This window comes from Streptomyces caniscabiei, from assembly GCF_014930365.1.
GTDB lineage: Bacteria > Actinomycetota > Actinomycetes > Streptomycetales > Streptomycetaceae > Streptomyces > Streptomyces caniscabiei.
On record NZ_JABXWI010000030.1, the window covers coordinates 49,968 to 67,367 of the forward strand.

Genomic DNA, 17,400 nt, shown 5'->3' on the forward strand with positions numbered 1-17,400 from the left:
TCGTGTCCCCATGGTGCCCCGCCCGCGCGGCCCGGCCCGGCGGCTATTCGCCCGCGACCTTCTCCACCAGTGCCACGAAGTCCCCGACCGCCCGCCGGACGTCCTCGGCCGTCCACTGAAGCGCCGAGGCCCGCACCTCGACCTCGGTGACCGCCAGCCCCGGCCCGCCCCGGTCCCAGGGGCGGGCGAAGAGCAGCGTGTCCGTCCGCTCGCCCTGGCGGACCGAGGCCTCCGCGACGACATCGACGTCGTACGGCAGCCAGACCTGGAACTCGTGGGTGTGCGGCTCCTCGGGGTGCACGCGGGACCACGGCACCCCCGCCTCCGCGAACCCCTCCCGCAGCGCGGCGGCGACCACGCGCGCGTGGCGCACGTACTCCGGCAGCCGGGGCAGCTCGCGCTCCAGGCCGACCAGGGCCGACAGGGCGGTGGGGAACTGGTGGAAGAGGTCGCCGCCGTACCGGTGCCGCCAGGCCTTCGCCTCGTCGACCAGGGTCCGGGGGCCGGCGATCGCGGCACCGCTGTAGCCGTCGAGGGACTTGTAGTACGACACGTAGACGCTGTCGGCGAGGCCGGCGATCTCGTCGAGGGGGCGGCCGAAGTGGGTCGTGGACTCCCAGAGCCGGGCCCCGTCGACGTGGACGACCGCCTCCCGCTCGTGCGCCGCGTCGACGACCGCCGTCAGCTCCTCCCAGGAGGGGAGCACGAAACCCGCCTCCCTGAGCGGCAGTTCGAGCATCAGCGCGCCGAAGGGCTCGTCGAAGCCGCGCACCTCGTCGGCGCTCGGCAGCCGGGGCTCGCTCGTCAGCACGGCCGGGCGCAATCCGCTGACCCGGCTGAACGCGTACCGCTCGTGCCTCTCGGGGTGGGAGAGCCCGTGGAGGGCCACCGTCGGGTTCCCGGTACGGCCCGCCCAGCACCGCAGGGCCACCTGCTGGGCCATCGTGCCGGTCGGGAAGAACGCGGCGGCCTCCATGCCGAGCAGCGCGGCGGTCCGCTCCTCCAGCGCCTCGACGACCCCGTTGCCGTAGAGGTCCGCCGACTTGTCCAGGTCGTACACCTCGCCGGCCAGGTCCAGCAGGGAGAGCCGCTCGCGGATCGTCGCCAGCGCACTGGTCCGCGACAGCACCCGCGACGCCGTCCGGTGGGCCGCCCGCCGCCGCTCGTACCGCAGCATCGCCGGGGAGTCCCCGTCGGCCGTGCCGTCCTCGGTGGTCCCCGCCGCTTCGCTCATCCCGGGATCATCCCCCGGCCGGGGCCCGCCCGGCACCCGGTTTTCCTCGCCGATTCCGCGCCCGCCGGGCTCCCCGACACGACCTGCGGAAACGGTCCCGCGTCACCCACAGCCTGTGGACGACCGAACACCCCTGTGACCGATCGCGTTAACATGACGAGAAATCGTCCGGTACCCAGAGCGGACTGGAACGGGAAGGTCACCACCGAGTGAGTACATTCCAGCAACCGGAGCCGAAGGACCGCCCCGCGCGGCTCGCCGTCGGTGTCGTCGGCGCCGGCCGGGTCGGTCCCGCGCTGGCGGCGTCGCTGAAGCTGGCGGGTCACCGGCCGGTGGCCGTCTCCGGCGTCTCCGACGCCTCCCGGCGACGCGCCGCCGAACTGCTGCCCGACGTCCCGCTGATGCCCCCCGCCGATGTGCTGCGCCACGCGGACCTGGTCCTGCTGACCGTCCCCGACGACGCCCTGCCGGGGCTGGTCGAGGGCCTCGCGGAGACGGGCTCCGTACGCCCGGGCCAGCTCCTCGTGCACACCTCCGGGCGGTACGGCGCGAAGGTGCTGGACCCCGCGCTCAGGGCCGGTGCGCTCCCCCTGGCGCTGCACCCCGCGATGACGTTCACGGGGACCGCGGTGGACGTGCAGCGGCTCGCCGGGTGCTCCTTCGGGGTCACGGCCCCGGACGAGCTGCGGATGGCCGCCGAGGCGCTGGTGATCGAGATGGGCGGCGAGCCCGAGTGGATCGCCGAGGAGAACCGCCCGCTCTACCACGCCGCCCTCGCCCTGGGCGCCAACCACCTGGTCACCCTGGTCGCCCAGTCCATGGAGCTGCTGCGCACGGCCGGGGTCACCGCCCCCGACCGCATGCTCGGCCCGCTGCTCGGCGCCGCCCTGGACAACGCCCTCAGGTCGGGCGACGCGGCCCTCACCGGCCCCGTCGCGCGCGGGGACGCGGGCACGGTCGCCGCGCACGTCGCCGAACTGCGCGCGCACGCCCCGGCCACCGTCGCCGGCTATCTGGCGATGGCCCGCGCGACCGCCGACCGGGCCCTCGCCCACGGACTGCTCAAGCCGGAGCTCGCCGAGGACCTCCTCGGGGTGCTCGCCGGCGGGACGGACCGCGCCACCGGAGCGGGCGGCACCGACGGGACCGAAGGGAACGCCCGATGACCATCACCGTGCTGCGCACCGCCGGCGAACTGCACGCACGCGCGCGTACGGGACGCCGGGCCGTCGTGATGACCATGGGCGCCCTGCACGAGGGCCACGCCACCCTGGTCCGCGCCGCCCGCGAGATCGCCGGCGACACGGGCGAGGTCGTCGTGACCGTCTTCGTCAACCCCCTCCAGTTCGGTGCCGGCGAGGACCTCGACCGCTACCCGCGCACCCTCGACGCCGACGTCGAGCTCGCCGAACAGTCGGGCGCGGACGTGGTGTTCGCCCCGTCTGTCGACGAGGTCTACCCGGGCGGCGAACCGGAGGTCCGGATCACCGCCGGGCCCATGGGGGAACGCCTGGAGGGCGCCTCCCGCCCCGGGCACTTCGACGGCATGCTCACCGTCGTCGCCAAACTGCTCCACCTCACCCGCCCGGACGTGGCGCTCTACGGCCAGAAGGACGCCCAGCAGCTCGCCCTGATCCGCCGCATGGTCCGCGACCTGAACTTCGGCATCGAGATCGTGGGCGTCCCCACGGTCCGCGAGCCCGACGGGCTGGCCCTGTCCAGCCGCAACCGGTACCTGTCCACCGGGGAGCGCCGCACCGCCCTGGCGCTCTCCCAGGCCCTGTTCGCGGGCCGCGACCGGCACGCCGCGCAGGAGGCGCTGCGCGCCCGCGCCCGCGAGGTGCCCGCCTCGCGCGCGCGTGCCGAGGCGCTGAGCGCGATCGGCGAGTCCCGCGCGGCGGCCGACGCGCACGCCATGGCCAAGTCCGCCCCCGGCGGCCCCGCCGCCGTCCGCGCCGCCGCCCGGCTGGTCCTCGACGAGGCCCTGCGCATGAAGCCGCCGCTCACCCTGGACTACCTGGCCCTGGTCGACCCGTCCGACTTCACCGACATCCCCGACGACTTCACCGGCGAAGCCGTCCTCGCCGTCGCGGCCCGGGTGGGGACGACCCGGCTGATCGACAACCTCCCCCTGACCTTCGGAGCCGCCTCGTGACCAGCACAGGCATACGACTGCACGCGCCAGCCCCGGGCTGGTCCGTCGACGCCGACGTCGTGGTCGTCGGCTCGGGCGTGGCCGGCCTCACCGCCGCGCTGCGCTGCGAGGCCGCCGGCCTGACCACGGTCGTCGTCACCAAGGCCCGCCTCGACGACGGCTCCACCCGCTGGGCCCAGGGCGGCATCGCCGCGGCCCTCGGCGAGGGCGACACCCCCGAACAGCACCTGGACGACACCCTGGTGGCCGGCGCGGGCCTGTGCGACGAGGAAGCCGTACGCCTCCTGGTCACCGAGGGCCCCGACGCCGTACGCCGACTGATCGCGACCGGCGCCCACTTCGACGAGTCGGAGGAGGGCGGCCTGGAGCTGACCCGCGAGGGCGGCCACCACCGCCGCCGCATCGCCCACGCGGGCGGCGACGCCACCGGCGCCGAGATCTCCCGGGCCCTCGTCGAGGCGGTACGCGCGCGGGGACTGCGCACGGTCGAGAACGCGCTCGTCCTGGACCTCCTGACGGACGCCGAGGGCCGCACCGCCGGTGTCACCCTGCACGTCATGGGCGAGGGCCAGCACGACGGCGTGGGAGCCGTGCACGCCCCCGCGGTCGTCCTCGCGACGGGCGGCATGGGCCAGGTCTTCTCCGCCACCACCAACCCCTCGGTGTCTACGGGCGACGGCGTGGCCCTCGCCCTGCGCGCGGGCGCCGAGGTCTCCGACCTCGAATTCGTCCAGTTCCACCCCACCGTGCTGTTCCTCGGCGCGGACGCGGAGGGCCAGCAGCCCCTGGTCTCCGAGGCCGTCCGCGGCGAGGGCGCCCACCTGGTCGACGCCGGCGGCACCCGCTTCATGGTCGGACAGCACGAGCTGGCCGAACTCGCTCCCCGGGACATCGTCGCCAAGGGCATCATGCGCCGCATGCAGGAACAGGGCGCCGAACACATGTACCTGGACGCCCGGCACTTCGGCGCGCACATGTGGGAGCACCGCTTCCCGACGATCCTCGCCGCCTGCCGCGCCCACGGCCTCGACCCGGTCACCGAGCCCATCCCGGTCGCCCCGGCCGCCCACTACGCCTCCGGCGGCGTGCGCACCGACTCCCACGGCCGCACCACCGTCCCCGGCCTGTACGCCTGCGGTGAGGTCGCCTGCACCGGCGTGCACGGCGCCAACCGGCTCGCCTCCAACTCCCTCCTGGAGGGCCTGGTCTACGCCGAGCGCATCGTCGCCGACATCGCCGCCGCCCACGCCGAGAACACCCTCCACGCGCGCGTGCCCCAGCCCGTCCCGCACGCCGAGCAGCCCGCGCACCCGCTGCTCGCCCCGGAGATACGGTTCGCGATCCAGCGGACCATGACCGAAGGCGCCGGCGTGCTGCGCTCCGAGGCGTCCCTGGCCACCGCCGCGGCCGCCCTGGACCGGCTGCACGCCCAGGCCCGCGACGCCCTCGCGGAGAACGGCAAGACGGCCGAGCCCGGCGTCGACACCTGGGAGACCACCAACCTCCTGTGTGTGGCCCGCGTCCTGGTCGCCGCCGCCCGGCTGCGCGAGGAGACCCGCGGCTGCCACTGGCGCGAGGACCGCGCCGAGCGCGACGACACCGCCTGGCGCCGCCACATCGTCGTACGGCTGAATCCGGACCGGACGCTCGCCGTACACACCACGGATACCGCAGACTTCCCCCCGACCCGGCAGCAGCAGGAGCAGTGACAGACGTGAGCACCCCCGACCTTCCCCTCGCCCAGAGCGGCGGCTGCGGCGACGGCTGCGCCTGCGGCGCCGACGACGGCCTCAGCGAGGAGTACCTGGAGTGCGGGCTCGATCCCGCGCTCGCCCAGCTCCTGGCCGACGCCGGACTCGACCCCGTGGAGGTCGAGGACATCGCCAACGTCGCCATCCAGGAGGACCTCGACCACGGCGTGGACGTGACCACGGTCGCCACGATCCCCGAGGACGCGCGGGCCACCGCCGACTTCACCGCCCGCGAGGGCGGCGTCGTGGCGGGCCTGCGTGTCGCCGAGGCGGTCCTCTCGGTGGCCTGCACGGACGAGTTCGAGGTCGAGCGGCACGTCGACGACGGCGACCGTGTCGAGGCCGGCCAGAAGCTCCTCAGCGTCACCGGCGCCACCCGCGACCTGCTCACCGCCGAGCGCAGCGCCCTGAACCTGCTGTGCCGCCTCTCCGGCATCGCGACCGCCACGCGCGCGTGGGCGGACACGCTGGAGGGCACGAAGGCCAAGGTGCGCGACACCAGGAAGACGACGCCGGGGCTGCGCTCCCTGGAGAAGTTCGCGGTCCGCTGCGGCGGCGGCATCAACCACCGCATGTCCCTCTCGGACGCGGCCCTCGTCAAGGACAACCACGTCGTCGCCGCGGGCGGAGTCGCCCAGGCCTTCGAGGCCGTGCGCGCGATGTTCCCCGAGGTGCCCATCGAGGTCGAGGTCGACACCCTGCACCAGCTGCGCGAGGTCGTCGACGCGGGCGCCGATCTGATCCTCCTGGACAACTTCACCCCGCTCGAATGCGAGGAGGCCGTCTCGATCGTCGACGGCCGCGCCCTCCTGGAGGCCTCGGGCCGGCTGACCCTCACCAACGCCAAGGCGTACGCGGACACGGGCGTCGACTTCCTGGCCGTCGGGGCGCTGACCCACTCGTCCCCGATCCTGGACATCGGCCTCGACCTGCGCGCGGCCGAGTAGGGACGGGGACGGGCCATGCTGCTGACGATCGACGTGGGCAACACCCACACCGTCCTCGGTCTGTTCGACGGCGAGGACATCGTCGAACACTGGCGCATCTCCACGGACGCGCGCCGCACCGCCGACGAACTGGCGGTCCTCCTCCAGGGCCTCATGGGCATGCACCCGCTGCTCGGTGAGGAACTGGGCGACGGCATCGACGGCATCGCGATCTGCGCCACCGTCCCCTCGGTGCTGCACGAACTGCGCGAGGTGACCCGCCGCTACTACGGCGACGTCCCCGCGGTCCTCGTCGAGCCGGGGGTGAAGACGGGCGTCCCGATCCTCACCGACAACCCCAAGGAGGTCGGCGCCGACCGCATCATCAACGCGGTCGCCGCCGTCGAGCTGTACGGCGGTCCGGCCGTCGTCGTGGACTTCGGTACGGCGACGACGTTCGACGCGGTCAGCGCGCGCGGCGAGTACGTCGGCGGCGTGATCGCCCCCGGCATCGAGATCTCCGTGGACGCCCTCGGCGTCAAGGGCGCCCAGCTCCGCAAGATCGAGGTCGCCCGGCCGCGCAGCGTCATCGGCAAGAACACGGTCGAGGCCATGCAGTCCGGCATCGTCTACGGGTTCGCCGGGCAGGTCGACGGCGTGGTGAGCCGCATGGTCCGCGAACTGGCCGACGACCCCGAGGACGTGACGGTCATCGCCACCGGGGGGTTGGCGCCGATGGTGCTGGGGGAGTCCTCGGTGATCGACGAGCACGAGCCGTGGCTGACGCTGATCGGGCTGCGGTTGGTCTACGAACGGAACGTGTCGCGTCTTTGAGGGGGCGCGGTAGGGGGTGGGGGTGGGGTGCGTCGGCGGGTGCGGGTCCGGTGGGGCTTCTCGCGCAGTTCCCCGCGCCCCTGAAAAGCAGGGGCTGCGCCCCGTGCTTTTCGGGCCCGCAGGGTCGTGGTCTTTCGGGCCCGCAGGGACCTGAAGCTTTTAGGGGCGCGGGGAACTGCGCGACCAGCCCCCACCGGACCCGCACCCGCCGACGCACCTCACCCCCCACCCCCTACCGCGCCCCCGGTGGACCCAGGCGGGTGGTCCCCCGCGCCACACGCCCCCATCAACCCTCTTTTGTCTGATTAGCGCGTATCGTCGCCGCATGCCCACGCCCCACGGAACCCGCGGCGGCATGGCGTTCGGCGCCGAGGAGCTGCGTGTGCTCCGCCGTGCCCTCGCCCTCGCCCTCAACCCCAGTCCCGTCTCGGCGGAGGAGGTGCAGGAGTGCCTCCGGCTCGCCCGGTCCGTCGACGAGGCGGCCCGTGAGGACGCCCGTCTGAGAGCCTTCCTGCAGGCCGACCTCGCCCGCTATCGCGCCGCCCTCCCCGGCACGGTCACGGGCTACGCGGCGCTCCTGACGCAGGCCCTGGACGCCGGGTACCGCCCCCACCCGGACGACCTCGCCGCCCTGCGCGCCCTGCGCGGCAACCCCGTCGCCGCGTCCCTCCTGGAGCGCTGCCGGCCGCTCGTCGCACAGGACGTGCGCGCCCGTTTCGCGGGGCGCGCGGCCACCTCGGCCGTCGTCGTCCCCGCCTCCCGCGCCGCCTCGGGCCGCTCGCGGCTCCGGCTCACCGCGCTCCCCGGCGGCCTTGTGGAGCAGGACGCGCGCGCCGCCGGAGAGCCCGCCCGGCCGAAGCCCGCCCGGCCGTCCCGCCCCGCCGAGCCCGCCGACAAGCCCGGTCCGGTGCCCCGCCCCGACGCCCCGCGCCCGGCCCGCCGCCCCGTCCCCACCCCCGGCGAGGTCTTCCCGCCCAAGCGGAAACCGGCCGCCCCGCCCGCGAACCCGCCCCAACAGCTGGCCGCCGTCTAGCGCTGGCTACCCTGGACGCATGGACTACGTCTCCGCGCTGCTGCCCCCCTTCGTGATGGCCGTGCTGTTCATCGGTGTCATCCGGGTGATCGTGAAGACCCAGGGCGGCCCCAACAAGGCCAAGGAGGACGCGGTGGTCGACGCGGCCCTCGCCCGCGCGGAGAACACCCGCCAGGCCGGCGGCGACTCCCGGGGCCCCGGCGCCTGACCCGCACGCTCCCGCCCCATCGGCGTACGACTCGTGTGTTTTTCGAGTCGTACGCCCTTTTTGTTCCATACCTCCGGATAGTGTGCGGAACTGTGCCTCGCCCATTGGGAGAACTCGAAGACGCCGTCATGACGCGGGTGTGGAAGTGGAACCGCCCGGTGACGGTTCGGGAAGTCCTGGAAGACCTTCAGCGGGAACGGTCCATCGCGTACACCACCGTGATGACCGTTCTGGACAATCTCCATCAGAAGGGCTGGGTGCGCCGGGAGGCGGAGGGCCGGGCCTATCGATATGAGGCGGTCTCCACTCGCGCCGCCTACGCGGCCGCACTCATGAACGAAGCCTGGTCGCAGAGCGACAACCCGGCCGCCGCGCTCGTCGCCTTCTTCGGGATGATGAGCGAGGAACAGCGACAGGCCCTCACCGACGCCGTACGCATCGTCCAGGGCCCGCCCCCCGGCAAACCCGAACCCGCCGTGGCCGCCGCCCCCGTCCTCGAAACCCCTGTTGAAACCGTCGGCGAATCCACCGAATCGTCCGGCGAAACAGAGGGCACCCCCGGCGAATCACCGGATCGCCCCGGGCGATAGCGTCCGCTCATGCCAGCAACGAGTCCCGAAGCCACCGCAAAAGCCATCACCGTCAGGCGGGCTCGGACCAGCGATGTCCCGCACGTGCGCGACCTCCTCGACTCCTACGTCCAGCGCCGCATCCTGCTCGACAAAGCGACGGTCACCCTTTACGAGGACATCCAGGAGTTCTGGGTCGCGGAACGGGACGACAACGCGCAGGTCGTCGGCTGCGGTGCGCTGCACGTCATGTGGGAAGACCTCGCGGAAGTCCGTACTCTCGCGGTGAACCCCGACGCCAAGGGGCTGGGCGTCGGGCACCAGTTGCTGGAGAAGTTGCTGCACACCGCTCGCTGGCTGGGTGTTCGACGGGTTTTCTGTCTCACCTTCGAAGTCGAGTTCTTCGCGAAGCACGGCTTCGTGGAGATCGGGGAGACTCCCGTCGACACCGATGTCTACGCGGAGCTGCTGCGTTCCTATGACGAGGGTGTCGCGGAGTTCCTCGGTCTCGAACGAGTGAAACCGAACACCTTGGGCAACAGCCGGATGCTTCTGCATCTGTGATCGCCGGGGGAGACCAATTCCGGTGAGGCGTTCCGGTGGGACCTTCCCGGAGAGCATCCGGTGAGGGTCGCCTTGCCCGCGGGGCCTATGTCCGAAACGCGCATGTTTCCGGTCTTCCCCGGCCTCCTCGTCCTCTCCGGGGTCTCTCCCCGGTCTCTCCCAGGGGTTTGTGTTTTTCCTGGAAAAGCGGTTTGCTTTCCGACGTACTGCAGTACTGCATATAACAGGGGACGTGAAACAGCGGCGCTCGCCGCAGGCCTCGGCCCTGAAGTTATCGATGAAAGGAAATCCGGTGGCACAGAAGGTTCAGGTCCTTCTTGTCGACGACCTCGACGGCGGCGAGGCGGACGAGACCGTGACGTTCGCGCTGGACGGCAAGACGTACGAGATCGACCTCACGACCGCCAACGCGGACAAGCTGCGTGACCTTCTCGACCCCTACGTCAAGGGCGGTCGGCGTACCGGAGGCCGCGCGGCGGGTGGGCGGGGCAAGGCCCGTGCCGCTTCCGGCGGCAGCCAGGACACCGCGGCCATCCGCGCCTGGGCGAAGGAGAACGGCTACGAGGTCAACGACCGCGGTCGCGTCCCCGCCTCCATCCGCGAGGCCTACGAGAAGGCCAACGGCTGAGTTTCCGACGGCCCGGTGCTCGCGCGCCGCAGCCGGACGCGGTGGCAGTGCGTCGCCACCGTGTCCACCACTCGCACGAGGTCGGGGGTGCCCCCAACGCCCCCCAACGCCGACATGCTCGGCAGCGAGGGTTCGACCTCGCACCCCGGCTCGGGGGGCCGCACCCACTCGGCGGCCCCCTGTGAACCGGCCTCCCCGCACGCGCCCCCATGGCCCCCGGCTCCGTCCGGAGGAGCCGGCGCCACCAGGTGACCGCCCGTTCCGACGGCAGTGAGGTCCAGGTCGAGGCCGCCCCAGTCCAGCCACTGCAACAGCCCCGGCAACTCCTCCGCGCTCCCCGCCGCGACCAGCAGCTGCATCCGCCCGCCGCGGCGCGCCACCGGTGAGCCCGGACCGGGCACCGGCCCCAGATGACGCAGCGCCGCGACCCCCGCCTCCGCCGGTACGTCGAGCACATCGAAGCGCAGGCCCGTAATGAGACGTAGAGGCGTACCGGGCACGGTCGTCCAGCCGAGATCGTTCTCGTACCACCACCGCACCGCGTCGCACGGGGCCTCACCCGGGACTTCGCGCGAGGCGAGGGCCGGGGAGGCGCTCGGGTCGAGCGGTCGGCGGGGAAGGGGGACGATGGTCATGTCAGGAGCAACCGGGCGAAGAGGCCCAGAGTTACGCTGGGTGTCGGCGTGGTTGCGAGGAGTGCCGGGAAAGGGGGCGTTCCACAGTGTGCGGTGACGCAAGGATGTTCGCCCTTAGCGGAGGGAACCGGTGCATCCGGCATGGAGTGTCAGTCCCTACGGGTAAGACATCCCTAGTGGGAGGGGGCGACACGCAGGAAAGGCCGTCTCACGTTCGCCATCGGCGTACTGATAGTGAGGGTAACTGCCTGGCCTGCGGGAACATCGTCTCGCACCATCGGGTTGGAGCAGATGTCGGCGTTCGGGGTCAGGAGGCCAAGGACGGTGTCGGCAGTTGGAATGAGCGGTCCCCGCTTGCGGGACTAAGCTGCGGAAGGACAGCGAGGGGAGCGTCCCCTCACTGCCTGACCGCTCTGAGGAGCGATTAACGATGTTCGAGAGGTTCACCGACCGCGCGCGGCGGGTTGTCGTCCTGGCTCAGGAAGAAGCCCGGATGCTCAACCACAACTACATCGGCACCGAGCACATCCTCCTGGGCCTGATCCACGAGGGTGAGGGTGTCGCCGCTAAGGCCCTGGAGAGCCTCGGGATTTCGCTCGAGGCGGTCCGCCAGCAGGTGGAGGAGATCATCGGGCAGGGGCAGCAGGCCCCGTCCGGCCACATCCCCTTCACCCCCCGTGCCAAGAAGGTCCTGGAGCTGTCGCTCCGCGAGGCCCTTCAGCTGGGCCACAACTACATCGGCACGGAGCACATCCTGCTCGGCCTGATCCGTGAGGGCGAGGGCGTCGCCGCCCAGGTCCTGGTCAAGCTGGGCGCAGATCTCAACCGGGTGCGGCAGCAGGTCATCCAGCTGCTCTCCGGTTACCAGGGCAAGGAGACCGCCACCGCCGGCGGCCCCGCCGAGGGCACCCCCTCCACGTCCCTGGTCCTCGACCAGTTCGGCCGGAACCTCACCCAGGCCGCTCGTGAGTCCAAGCTCGACCCGGTCATCGGGCGCGAGAAGGAGATCGAGCGGGTCATGCAGGTGCTGTCCCGCCGTACCAAGAACAACCCGGTCCTGATCGGTGAGCCCGGCGTCGGCAAGACCGCCGTCGTCGAAGGCCTCGCCCAGGCCATCGTCAAGGGCGAGGTGCCCGAGACCCTCAAGGACAAGCACCTCTACACCCTCGACCTCGGCGCGCTGGTCGCCGGCTCCCGCTACCGCGGTGACTTCGAGGAGCGCCTGAAGAAGGTGCTCAAGGAGATCCGCACCCGCGGTGACATCATCCTGTTCATCGACGAGCTGCACACGCTGGTCGGTGCGGGTGCCGCCGAGGGCGCCATCGACGCCGCTTCGATCCTGAAGCCGATGCTGGCCCGCGGTGAGCTGCAGACCATCGGTGCCACCACGCTGGACGAGTACCGCAAGCACCTGGAGAAGGACGCGGCCCTGGAGCGCCGCTTCCAGCCCATCCAGGTCGCCGAGCCCTCGCTCCCGCACACCATCGAGATCCTCAAGGGTCTCCGTGACCGGTACGAGGCGCACCACCGCGTCTCCATCACGGACGAGGCCCTGGTGCAGGCGGCGACGCTCGCCGACCGTTACATCTCGGACCGCTTCCTGCCGGACAAGGCGATCGACCTGATCGACGAGGCCGGATCGAGGATGCGCATCCGCCGGATGACCGCGCCGCCGGACCTCCGCGAGTTCGACGAGAAGATCGCCGGTGTCCGCCGGGACAAGGAGTCCGCGATCGACTCGCAGGACTTCGAGAAGGCCGCCTCCCTGCGCGACAAGGAGAAGCAGCTCCTGGCCGCCAAGGCCAAGCGGGAGAAGGAGTGGAAGGCCGGCGACATGGACGTCGTCGCCGAGGTCGACGGCGAGCTGATCGCCGAGGTCCTCGCGACCGCCACCGGCATCCCGGTCTTCAAGCTGACCGAGGAGGAGTCCTCGCGTCTGCTGCGTATGGAGGACGAGCTCCACAAGCGGGTCATCGGCCAGGTCGACGCCGTCAAGGCGCTGTCGAAGGCGATCCGTCGTACGCGTGCGGGCCTCAAGGACCCGAAGCGTCCCGGTGGTTCGTTCATCTTCGCCGGCCCGTCCGGTGTCGGTAAGACCGAGCTGTCCAAGGCGCTCGCCGAGTTCCTCTTCGGTGACGAGGACGCGCTGATCTCCCTCGACATGTCGGAGTTCAGCGAGAAGCACACGGTCTCGCGGCTCTTCGGTTCCCCGCCCGGATACGTGGGCTACGAAGAGGGCGGCCAGCTGACCGAGAAGGTCCGCCGCAAGCCGTTCTCCGTCGTCCTCTTCGACGAGGTCGAGAAGGCCCACCCGGACATCTTCAACTCGCTGCTGCAGATCCTGGAGGACGGTCGCCTGACCGACTCCCAGGGCCGGGTCGTGGACTTCAAGAACACGGTCATCATCATGACGACCAACCTCGGCACCCGGGACATCTCCAAGGGCTTCAACCTGGGCTTCGCGGCCTCGGGCGACAAGAAGACCAACTACGAGCGCATGAAGAACAAGGTCTCGGACGAGCTCAAGCAGCACTTCCGGCCCGAGTTCCTCAACCGTGTCGACGACGTCGTCGTCTTCCCGCAGCTGACGCAGGAGGACATCCTCAAGATCGTCGACCTGATGATCGGCAAGGTCGACGAGCGCCTGAAGGACCGGGACATGGGCATCGAGCTCTCCCAGTCCGCCAAGGAACTGCTGTCCAAGAAGGGGTACGACCCCGTGCTGGGCGCCCGGCCGCTGCGCCGGACCATCCAGCGCGAGGTCGAGGACACCCTCTCCGAGAAGATCCTCTTCGGCGAGCTGCGCCCCGGCCACATCGTGGTCGTGGACACCGAGGGCGAGGGCGACGCGGCCACCTTCACCTTCCGGGGTGAGGAGAAGTCGGCGCTGCCGGACGTCCCGCCGATCGAGCAGGCGGCCGGTGGTGCGGGTCCGAACCTGAGCAAGGACGCGTAACCGCTGCGCTCGGCCTGAGCGAGCGAGAAGGGGCTGCCCCGGGACTTCGGTCCCGGGGCAGCCCCTTTTGTCGTGCCGTGGCGTCTGTCGTGCCGTGCCGTTCTCCGGGAAAGGAGTGACGCGGACCTCGTAGTCGCCGTCACATTCGCGCGTTCTTTCCGGCCGGTATCGGTGACGTGCCGCACAGGTCATTTGTCCGGTACTAGATGGAATAGTGGCGAGGGGTTAGCGGGCAAAACGGACATTCAGGTCTCAGGGGGATGGATGCAGATCCTGCTGTGCAGGTGGGGGGCGGTTTGGGGGTGGGTGTCAATGAGAGGGGGGATTTGGGGAGATCTACGACTTTCGGTCGTAGGTCACATGTTTGGGGGGTTTCGGGAGGCCGGGGTACCAAGGGGTGTCCCATTCGGCGGCCGCAGATGTGCGCCGGGTGGGATGCGTGCCCGTCGAGGCACATTCCCTGTCTCCGTTCCCCCGTGAGGTACTCCATGTCGCAGCGTGTTCGCACTCCCCGTCCCCGTACGTCCCAGCTCCGTGTCCGCGCCGCCGTGATGGCCGTGGGCGTGGGTGTCTCGGGTGTGCTGGGTGCCGGGGTCGCGGCCGCCGCCGGTGGTGCCCAGGCCGCGAGCGCCGGCACCGCCACCGTCCAGACCGCCGCCGCCAAGAAGGCGGCCTCCTGGGTCAGCCCGGTCAAGGGCTACAAGCTGAGTGCGCGCTTCGCGCAGGCCGGCAACATGTGGTCCGCCAAGCACAGCGGCCAGGACTTCGCCGTCAAGAGCGGCACGGCCGTCGCCGCCGCGCACGGCGGCACCGTCGTCAAGGCCGGCGGCAACGGCGCCGGTGACGGCCCGGCGTACGGCAACGCCGTCGTCATCAAGCACGGCAACGGCACGTTCTCGCAGTACGCCCACCTGGCGAAGGTGAGCGTGAAGGTCGGCCAGGTCGTCAAGACCGGGCAGCGTATAGCCTTCTCCGGCAACACCGGTAACTCCAGCGGGCCGCACCTGCACTTCGAGATCCGTACCACCGCGAACTACGGCTCCGCCATCGACCCGGTCGCCTTCCTGCGCATCAAGGGCGTCAAGGTCTGAGCCGCTCGTGCGTGACGCCGTGGCCGGTCAGCACGGGCCGTAGTCCTGGCCCGTGCCGCACATCGGGGTGTCGGCGTAGTAGTCGTTGAAGTAGAGGATGGCCAGGATCATCACGACCACGACCGCCGCCGCGCCGGCGAGGCCGATGAGGTGGCTTCTGCGGTCGTGGGCGGCGCGCTCCTCGTCGGTCATCCGGGCGTAGTCGTCGGCGTTCATCCGGGCCTCCTCGTGCGGGTGTCCGGGAGGGTCCCGAAAGCTCTGAGGGTCTACCCGGATACGACGGCCCTCAGGCGCCCCGGGTTCCGCCGTGCGCCTGGGTCACCAGATCGATGGCGACCTCCAGGACGGCCTCGCGCTTCTCCTCGGGGTCGCCTTCGACGTCCCGGAGTACGAACATGCCGGCGTGCATCGTGAACAGGGCGCTCGTGCAACGGACCTGGTCGGTCAGGGCGGCGTCCGGTTCCTTGATGGTGTCGATCAGCCGGATCATGCGGTCCTTGAAGGTCTCGCCGACGCTCAGCTCGCGCACCGTCGCCTGGTTCTCCTGCATGAAGCGGAAGAGCGGGGCGACATCGGCCAGGGCCACGCTGTAGCGGCGCAGGATCTCCCGCTTGGTGTCGAGGGTGCGTGGCTGGGTGCCCGCCCACTCGATCAGATCGTCGATCGGGCGCTGCAGGTCCTGGAAGAGGCCGATGAGGATGTCTTCCTTGGTCTTGAAGTGGTAGTACAGCGCCGCCTTCGTCACATCGAGGCGTTCGGCGATCTCCCGCAGCGAGGTCTTCTCGTAGCCCTGCTCGGCGAAGAGTTCGAGGGCGACCTCCTGGATGCGCTGGCGGGTGTCGCCGCGACGCTGCCGCTTCGGTGTCGCGTCCGCCGCGCCCGTGGCGTCCTGTGCCGTGCCGCTCATCCTCGTACTCCTCGCCGCTCGGATGGCCCGGGTCGGTCAAGCCTCGGCCAAGCCCGTCGAACTTACTTGACGCCCGGCTAGTTAGGGGCCTAGCTTCCCTCAGTGTAGACAACTAGCCGGTCGGCAAGTAAGTGCACGGAAGCTCCGGGGGGAGTGGAGGACCGCGATGGATGCGGAGAAGAAGAACGAAGTGAGCGGTGGGGCCGAGAAGGACGGGCCGCAGCCGCGCAGTGTGCGGGTGGTGCTGCTCGCACTCATGATCGCCATGCTGCTCGCGATGCTCGACAACATGATCATCGGGACGGCGATGCCGACGATCGTGGGTGAGCTGGGCGGGCTCGAACACCTGTCGTGGGTCGTCACCGCCTACACGCTCGCGACCGCCGCCTCCACGCCCATCTGGGGCAAGCTCGGCGACCTCTACGGCCGCAAGCGGATCTTCATGACCTCGATCGTGATCTTCCTGATCGGGTCCGCGCTGAGCGGGATGGCCCAGGACATGGGCCAGCTCATCGGCTTCCGCGCGATCCAGGGACTCGGCGCCGGCGGTCTGATGGTCGGGGTCATGGCGATCATCGGCGACCTGATACCGCCCCGGGAGCGCGGCAAGTACCAGGGCATGATGGCCGGGGTGATGGCTCTCGCCATGATCGCCGGACCGCTGGTCGGCGGGTCCATCACGGACCACTGGGGCTGGCGCTGGTCCTTCTACATCAACCTGCCGCTCGGGGTCGTGGCGCTGATCGCCGTCAGTGCCGTGCTGCACCTGCCGAAGCCGTCGCGCGAGGGGCGGTCGGCGCGGAACATCGACTATCTGGGCGCGGCCCTGCTGACCGTCGGCATCACGGCGATCGTGCTGGTCACCACGTGGGGCGGCACGGAGTACGCCTGGGGGTCGGCCGTCATCATGGAGCTGATCGCGCTCGGCGTGGCCTCGCTGGTCGGGTTCGTGTTCGTGCAGAAGCGGGTGGCCGAGCCGGTGATCCCGCTGCACATCTTCCGCAGCCGGAACTTCACGCTGATGTCCCTGATCGGCTTCTTCACCGGGTTCGTGATGTTCGGCGCGGTGCTGTTCCTGCCGCTGTACCAGCAGTCCGTGCAGGGCGCGTCCGCGACCAACTCCGGGCTGTTGCTGCTGCCGATGCTCGGGGCGATGCTCGCGGTGTCGATGGTGGCCGGGCGGGTGACCACGAACAGCGGCCGCTACAAGGTCTTCCCGGTCGTCGGGAGCGTCCTGATGATCGTGGGGCTGTTCCTGCTGGCGCAGATGGACACGGGGACGAGCCGGGTGACGTCCGGGGTGTTCATGGCCGTGCTGGGTGCCGGTATGGGATGCCTGATGCAGATCACCATGCTGGTCGCGCAGAACAGCGTCGAGATGAAGGACATGGGGGTCGCGTCGTCCACGACCACGCTGGCCCGGACCCTGGGGTCGTCCTTCGGTGTCGCGATCATGGGCGCGTTGTTCAACAGCCGGGTGCAGGACGTGATGGCCGAGCGGGCCGGGGCGCTGGGGTCCAGGGTGACCGAGCAGTCGGCGCAGCTGGACGCGCCGAGTATGGCGAAGTTGCCGGAGGCGGTGCGGGAGGCGTACCAGTACGCGGTGTCCTCCGGGACGCACTCGGCGTTCCTGCTGGGGGCGATCGTCTCCGTGGTGGCGTTGGTGGCGGCGGTGTTCGTGAAGGAGGTGCCGTTGCGGGGAGCGGGGGCCTCCGGCGCGGGCGGGGCCGAGGGGGCCGGCGGGACTGGGGCCGGTGGGGAGGCCGGGGCGAAGGAGGCTGCGGCCGTCTGATCGTGCGGTGGGCCCCCTGAGTTCGCGGTCGAGCTCGGGGGGTTCGGTGCGTCGGCGGGTGCGGGTGGGTGGGGGCTGGTCGCGCAGTTCCCCGCGCGCCTGAAAAGCAGGGGCTGC

At 71.0% G+C, this 17,400-nt stretch carries 17 protein-coding genes; 13 read left to right on the forward strand and 4 right to left on the reverse strand.

All coding sequences use genetic code 11. The annotated features are described in order from the left end of the window. Positions 1–43 precede the first annotated feature (43 nt). A complete protein-coding gene (locus HW837_RS44590; protein WP_045562631.1) occupies positions 44–1,234 on the reverse strand; it encodes a threonine aldolase family protein in 1,191 nt (396 codons plus the stop codon). Positions 1,235–1,443: 209 nt separating this feature from the next. Between HW837_RS44590 and HW837_RS44595 the strand changes: the two genes are divergently transcribed. The 10 genes from HW837_RS44595 (at position 1,444) to HW837_RS44640 (ending at position 9,902) form a co-directional block, all read left to right on the forward strand. Then, entirely contained in the window at positions 1,444–2,400 is a 957-nt protein-coding gene (locus HW837_RS44595) for a Rossmann-like and DUF2520 domain-containing protein (RefSeq protein ID WP_045562632.1), read from the forward strand. Continuing rightward, positions 2,397–3,389: a pantoate--beta-alanine ligase gene (panC, locus tag HW837_RS44600; RefSeq protein WP_045562633.1), complete on the forward strand. Its 993-nt coding sequence runs from the start codon at positions 2,397–2,399 to the stop codon at positions 3,387–3,389. The genes HW837_RS44595 and panC overlap by 4 nt, the downstream gene beginning before the upstream one ends. Next, positions 3,386–5,098 carry an L-aspartate oxidase gene (locus HW837_RS44605; protein WP_045562634.1) on the forward strand — a complete coding sequence of 571 codons (1,713 nt, stop codon included), beginning with the start codon at positions 3,386–3,388 and terminating at the stop codon, positions 5,096–5,098. Before panC ends, HW837_RS44605 begins: the two co-directional genes overlap by 4 nt. Before the next feature lie 5 nt (positions 5,099–5,103). Beyond that, positions 5,104–6,087 (forward strand): carboxylating nicotinate-nucleotide diphosphorylase, encoded by a 984-nt coding sequence (gene nadC, locus HW837_RS44610; protein WP_045562635.1) that lies wholly within the window; start codon positions 5,104–5,106, stop codon positions 6,085–6,087. Between the two features lie 15 nt (positions 6,088–6,102). Then, positions 6,103–6,900 carry a type III pantothenate kinase gene (locus HW837_RS44615; protein WP_045562636.1) on the forward strand — a complete coding sequence of 266 codons (798 nt, stop codon included), beginning with the start codon at positions 6,103–6,105 and terminating at the stop codon, positions 6,898–6,900. 355 nt (positions 6,901–7,255) lie between these two features. Further along, positions 7,256–7,933, forward strand: coding sequence for a hypothetical protein (locus HW837_RS44620; RefSeq protein WP_193382176.1), 678 nt, complete (start codon positions 7,256–7,258; stop codon positions 7,931–7,933). Between the two features lie 19 nt (positions 7,934–7,952). After that, positions 7,953–8,141 carry a hypothetical protein gene (locus tag HW837_RS44625; RefSeq protein WP_045562638.1) on the forward strand — a complete coding sequence of 63 codons (189 nt, stop codon included), beginning with the start codon at positions 7,953–7,955 and terminating at the stop codon, positions 8,139–8,141. Between the two features lie 128 nt (positions 8,142–8,269). Continuing rightward, positions 8,270–8,731 (forward strand): BlaI/MecI/CopY family transcriptional regulator, encoded by a 462-nt coding sequence (locus HW837_RS44630; RefSeq protein WP_237270670.1) that lies wholly within the window; start codon positions 8,270–8,272, stop codon positions 8,729–8,731. 9 nt (positions 8,732–8,740) lie between these two features. Next, complete coding sequence (locus HW837_RS44635; RefSeq protein WP_045562639.1) at positions 8,741–9,274, forward strand: amino-acid N-acetyltransferase; 534 nt, start codon at positions 8,741–8,743, stop codon at positions 9,272–9,274. Between the two features lie 292 nt (positions 9,275–9,566). After that, positions 9,567–9,902: a histone-like nucleoid-structuring protein Lsr2 gene (locus HW837_RS44640; protein WP_045562640.1), complete on the forward strand. Its 336-nt coding sequence runs from the start codon at positions 9,567–9,569 to the stop codon at positions 9,900–9,902. Here the strand turns inward: HW837_RS44640 and HW837_RS44645 are convergent. Continuing rightward, entirely contained in the window at positions 9,881–10,537 is a 657-nt protein-coding gene (locus HW837_RS44645) for an SCO3374 family protein (protein ID WP_045562641.1), read from the reverse strand. The two genes, HW837_RS44640 and HW837_RS44645, sit on opposite strands and share 22 nt — an antisense overlap. Positions 10,538–10,967: 430 nt before the next feature. Here HW837_RS44645 and HW837_RS44650 point away from each other — a divergent pair, with 430 nt between their 5' ends. Then, positions 10,968–13,493, forward strand: coding sequence for an ATP-dependent Clp protease ATP-binding subunit (locus tag HW837_RS44650; protein ID WP_045562642.1), 2,526 nt, complete (start codon positions 10,968–10,970; stop codon positions 13,491–13,493). A gap of 488 nt (positions 13,494–13,981) precedes the next feature. Beyond that, positions 13,982–14,584 carry a M23 family metallopeptidase gene (locus tag HW837_RS44655; protein WP_193382173.1) on the forward strand — a complete coding sequence of 201 codons (603 nt, stop codon included), beginning with the start codon at positions 13,982–13,984 and terminating at the stop codon, positions 14,582–14,584. Positions 14,585–14,611: 27 nt separating this feature from the next. On the opposite strand, the gene HW837_RS44660 is transcribed toward HW837_RS44655, so the two are convergent. Further along, positions 14,612–14,800, reverse strand: a complete 189-nt coding sequence (locus HW837_RS44660; RefSeq protein WP_045562644.1) for a hypothetical protein — start codon at positions 14,798–14,800, stop codon at positions 14,612–14,614. A 70-nt stretch (positions 14,801–14,870) separates the two neighbouring features. Beyond that, positions 14,871–15,491, reverse strand: coding sequence for a TetR/AcrR family transcriptional regulator (locus HW837_RS44665; RefSeq protein ID WP_045562645.1), 621 nt, complete (start codon positions 15,489–15,491; stop codon positions 14,871–14,873). A 166-nt stretch (positions 15,492–15,657) separates the two neighbouring features. Here HW837_RS44665 and HW837_RS44670 point away from each other — a divergent pair, with 166 nt between their 5' ends. Beyond that, positions 15,658–17,283 (forward strand): MDR family MFS transporter, encoded by a 1,626-nt coding sequence (locus HW837_RS44670; protein WP_193382172.1) that lies wholly within the window; start codon positions 15,658–15,660, stop codon positions 17,281–17,283. Positions 17,284–17,400 lie beyond the last annotated feature (117 nt).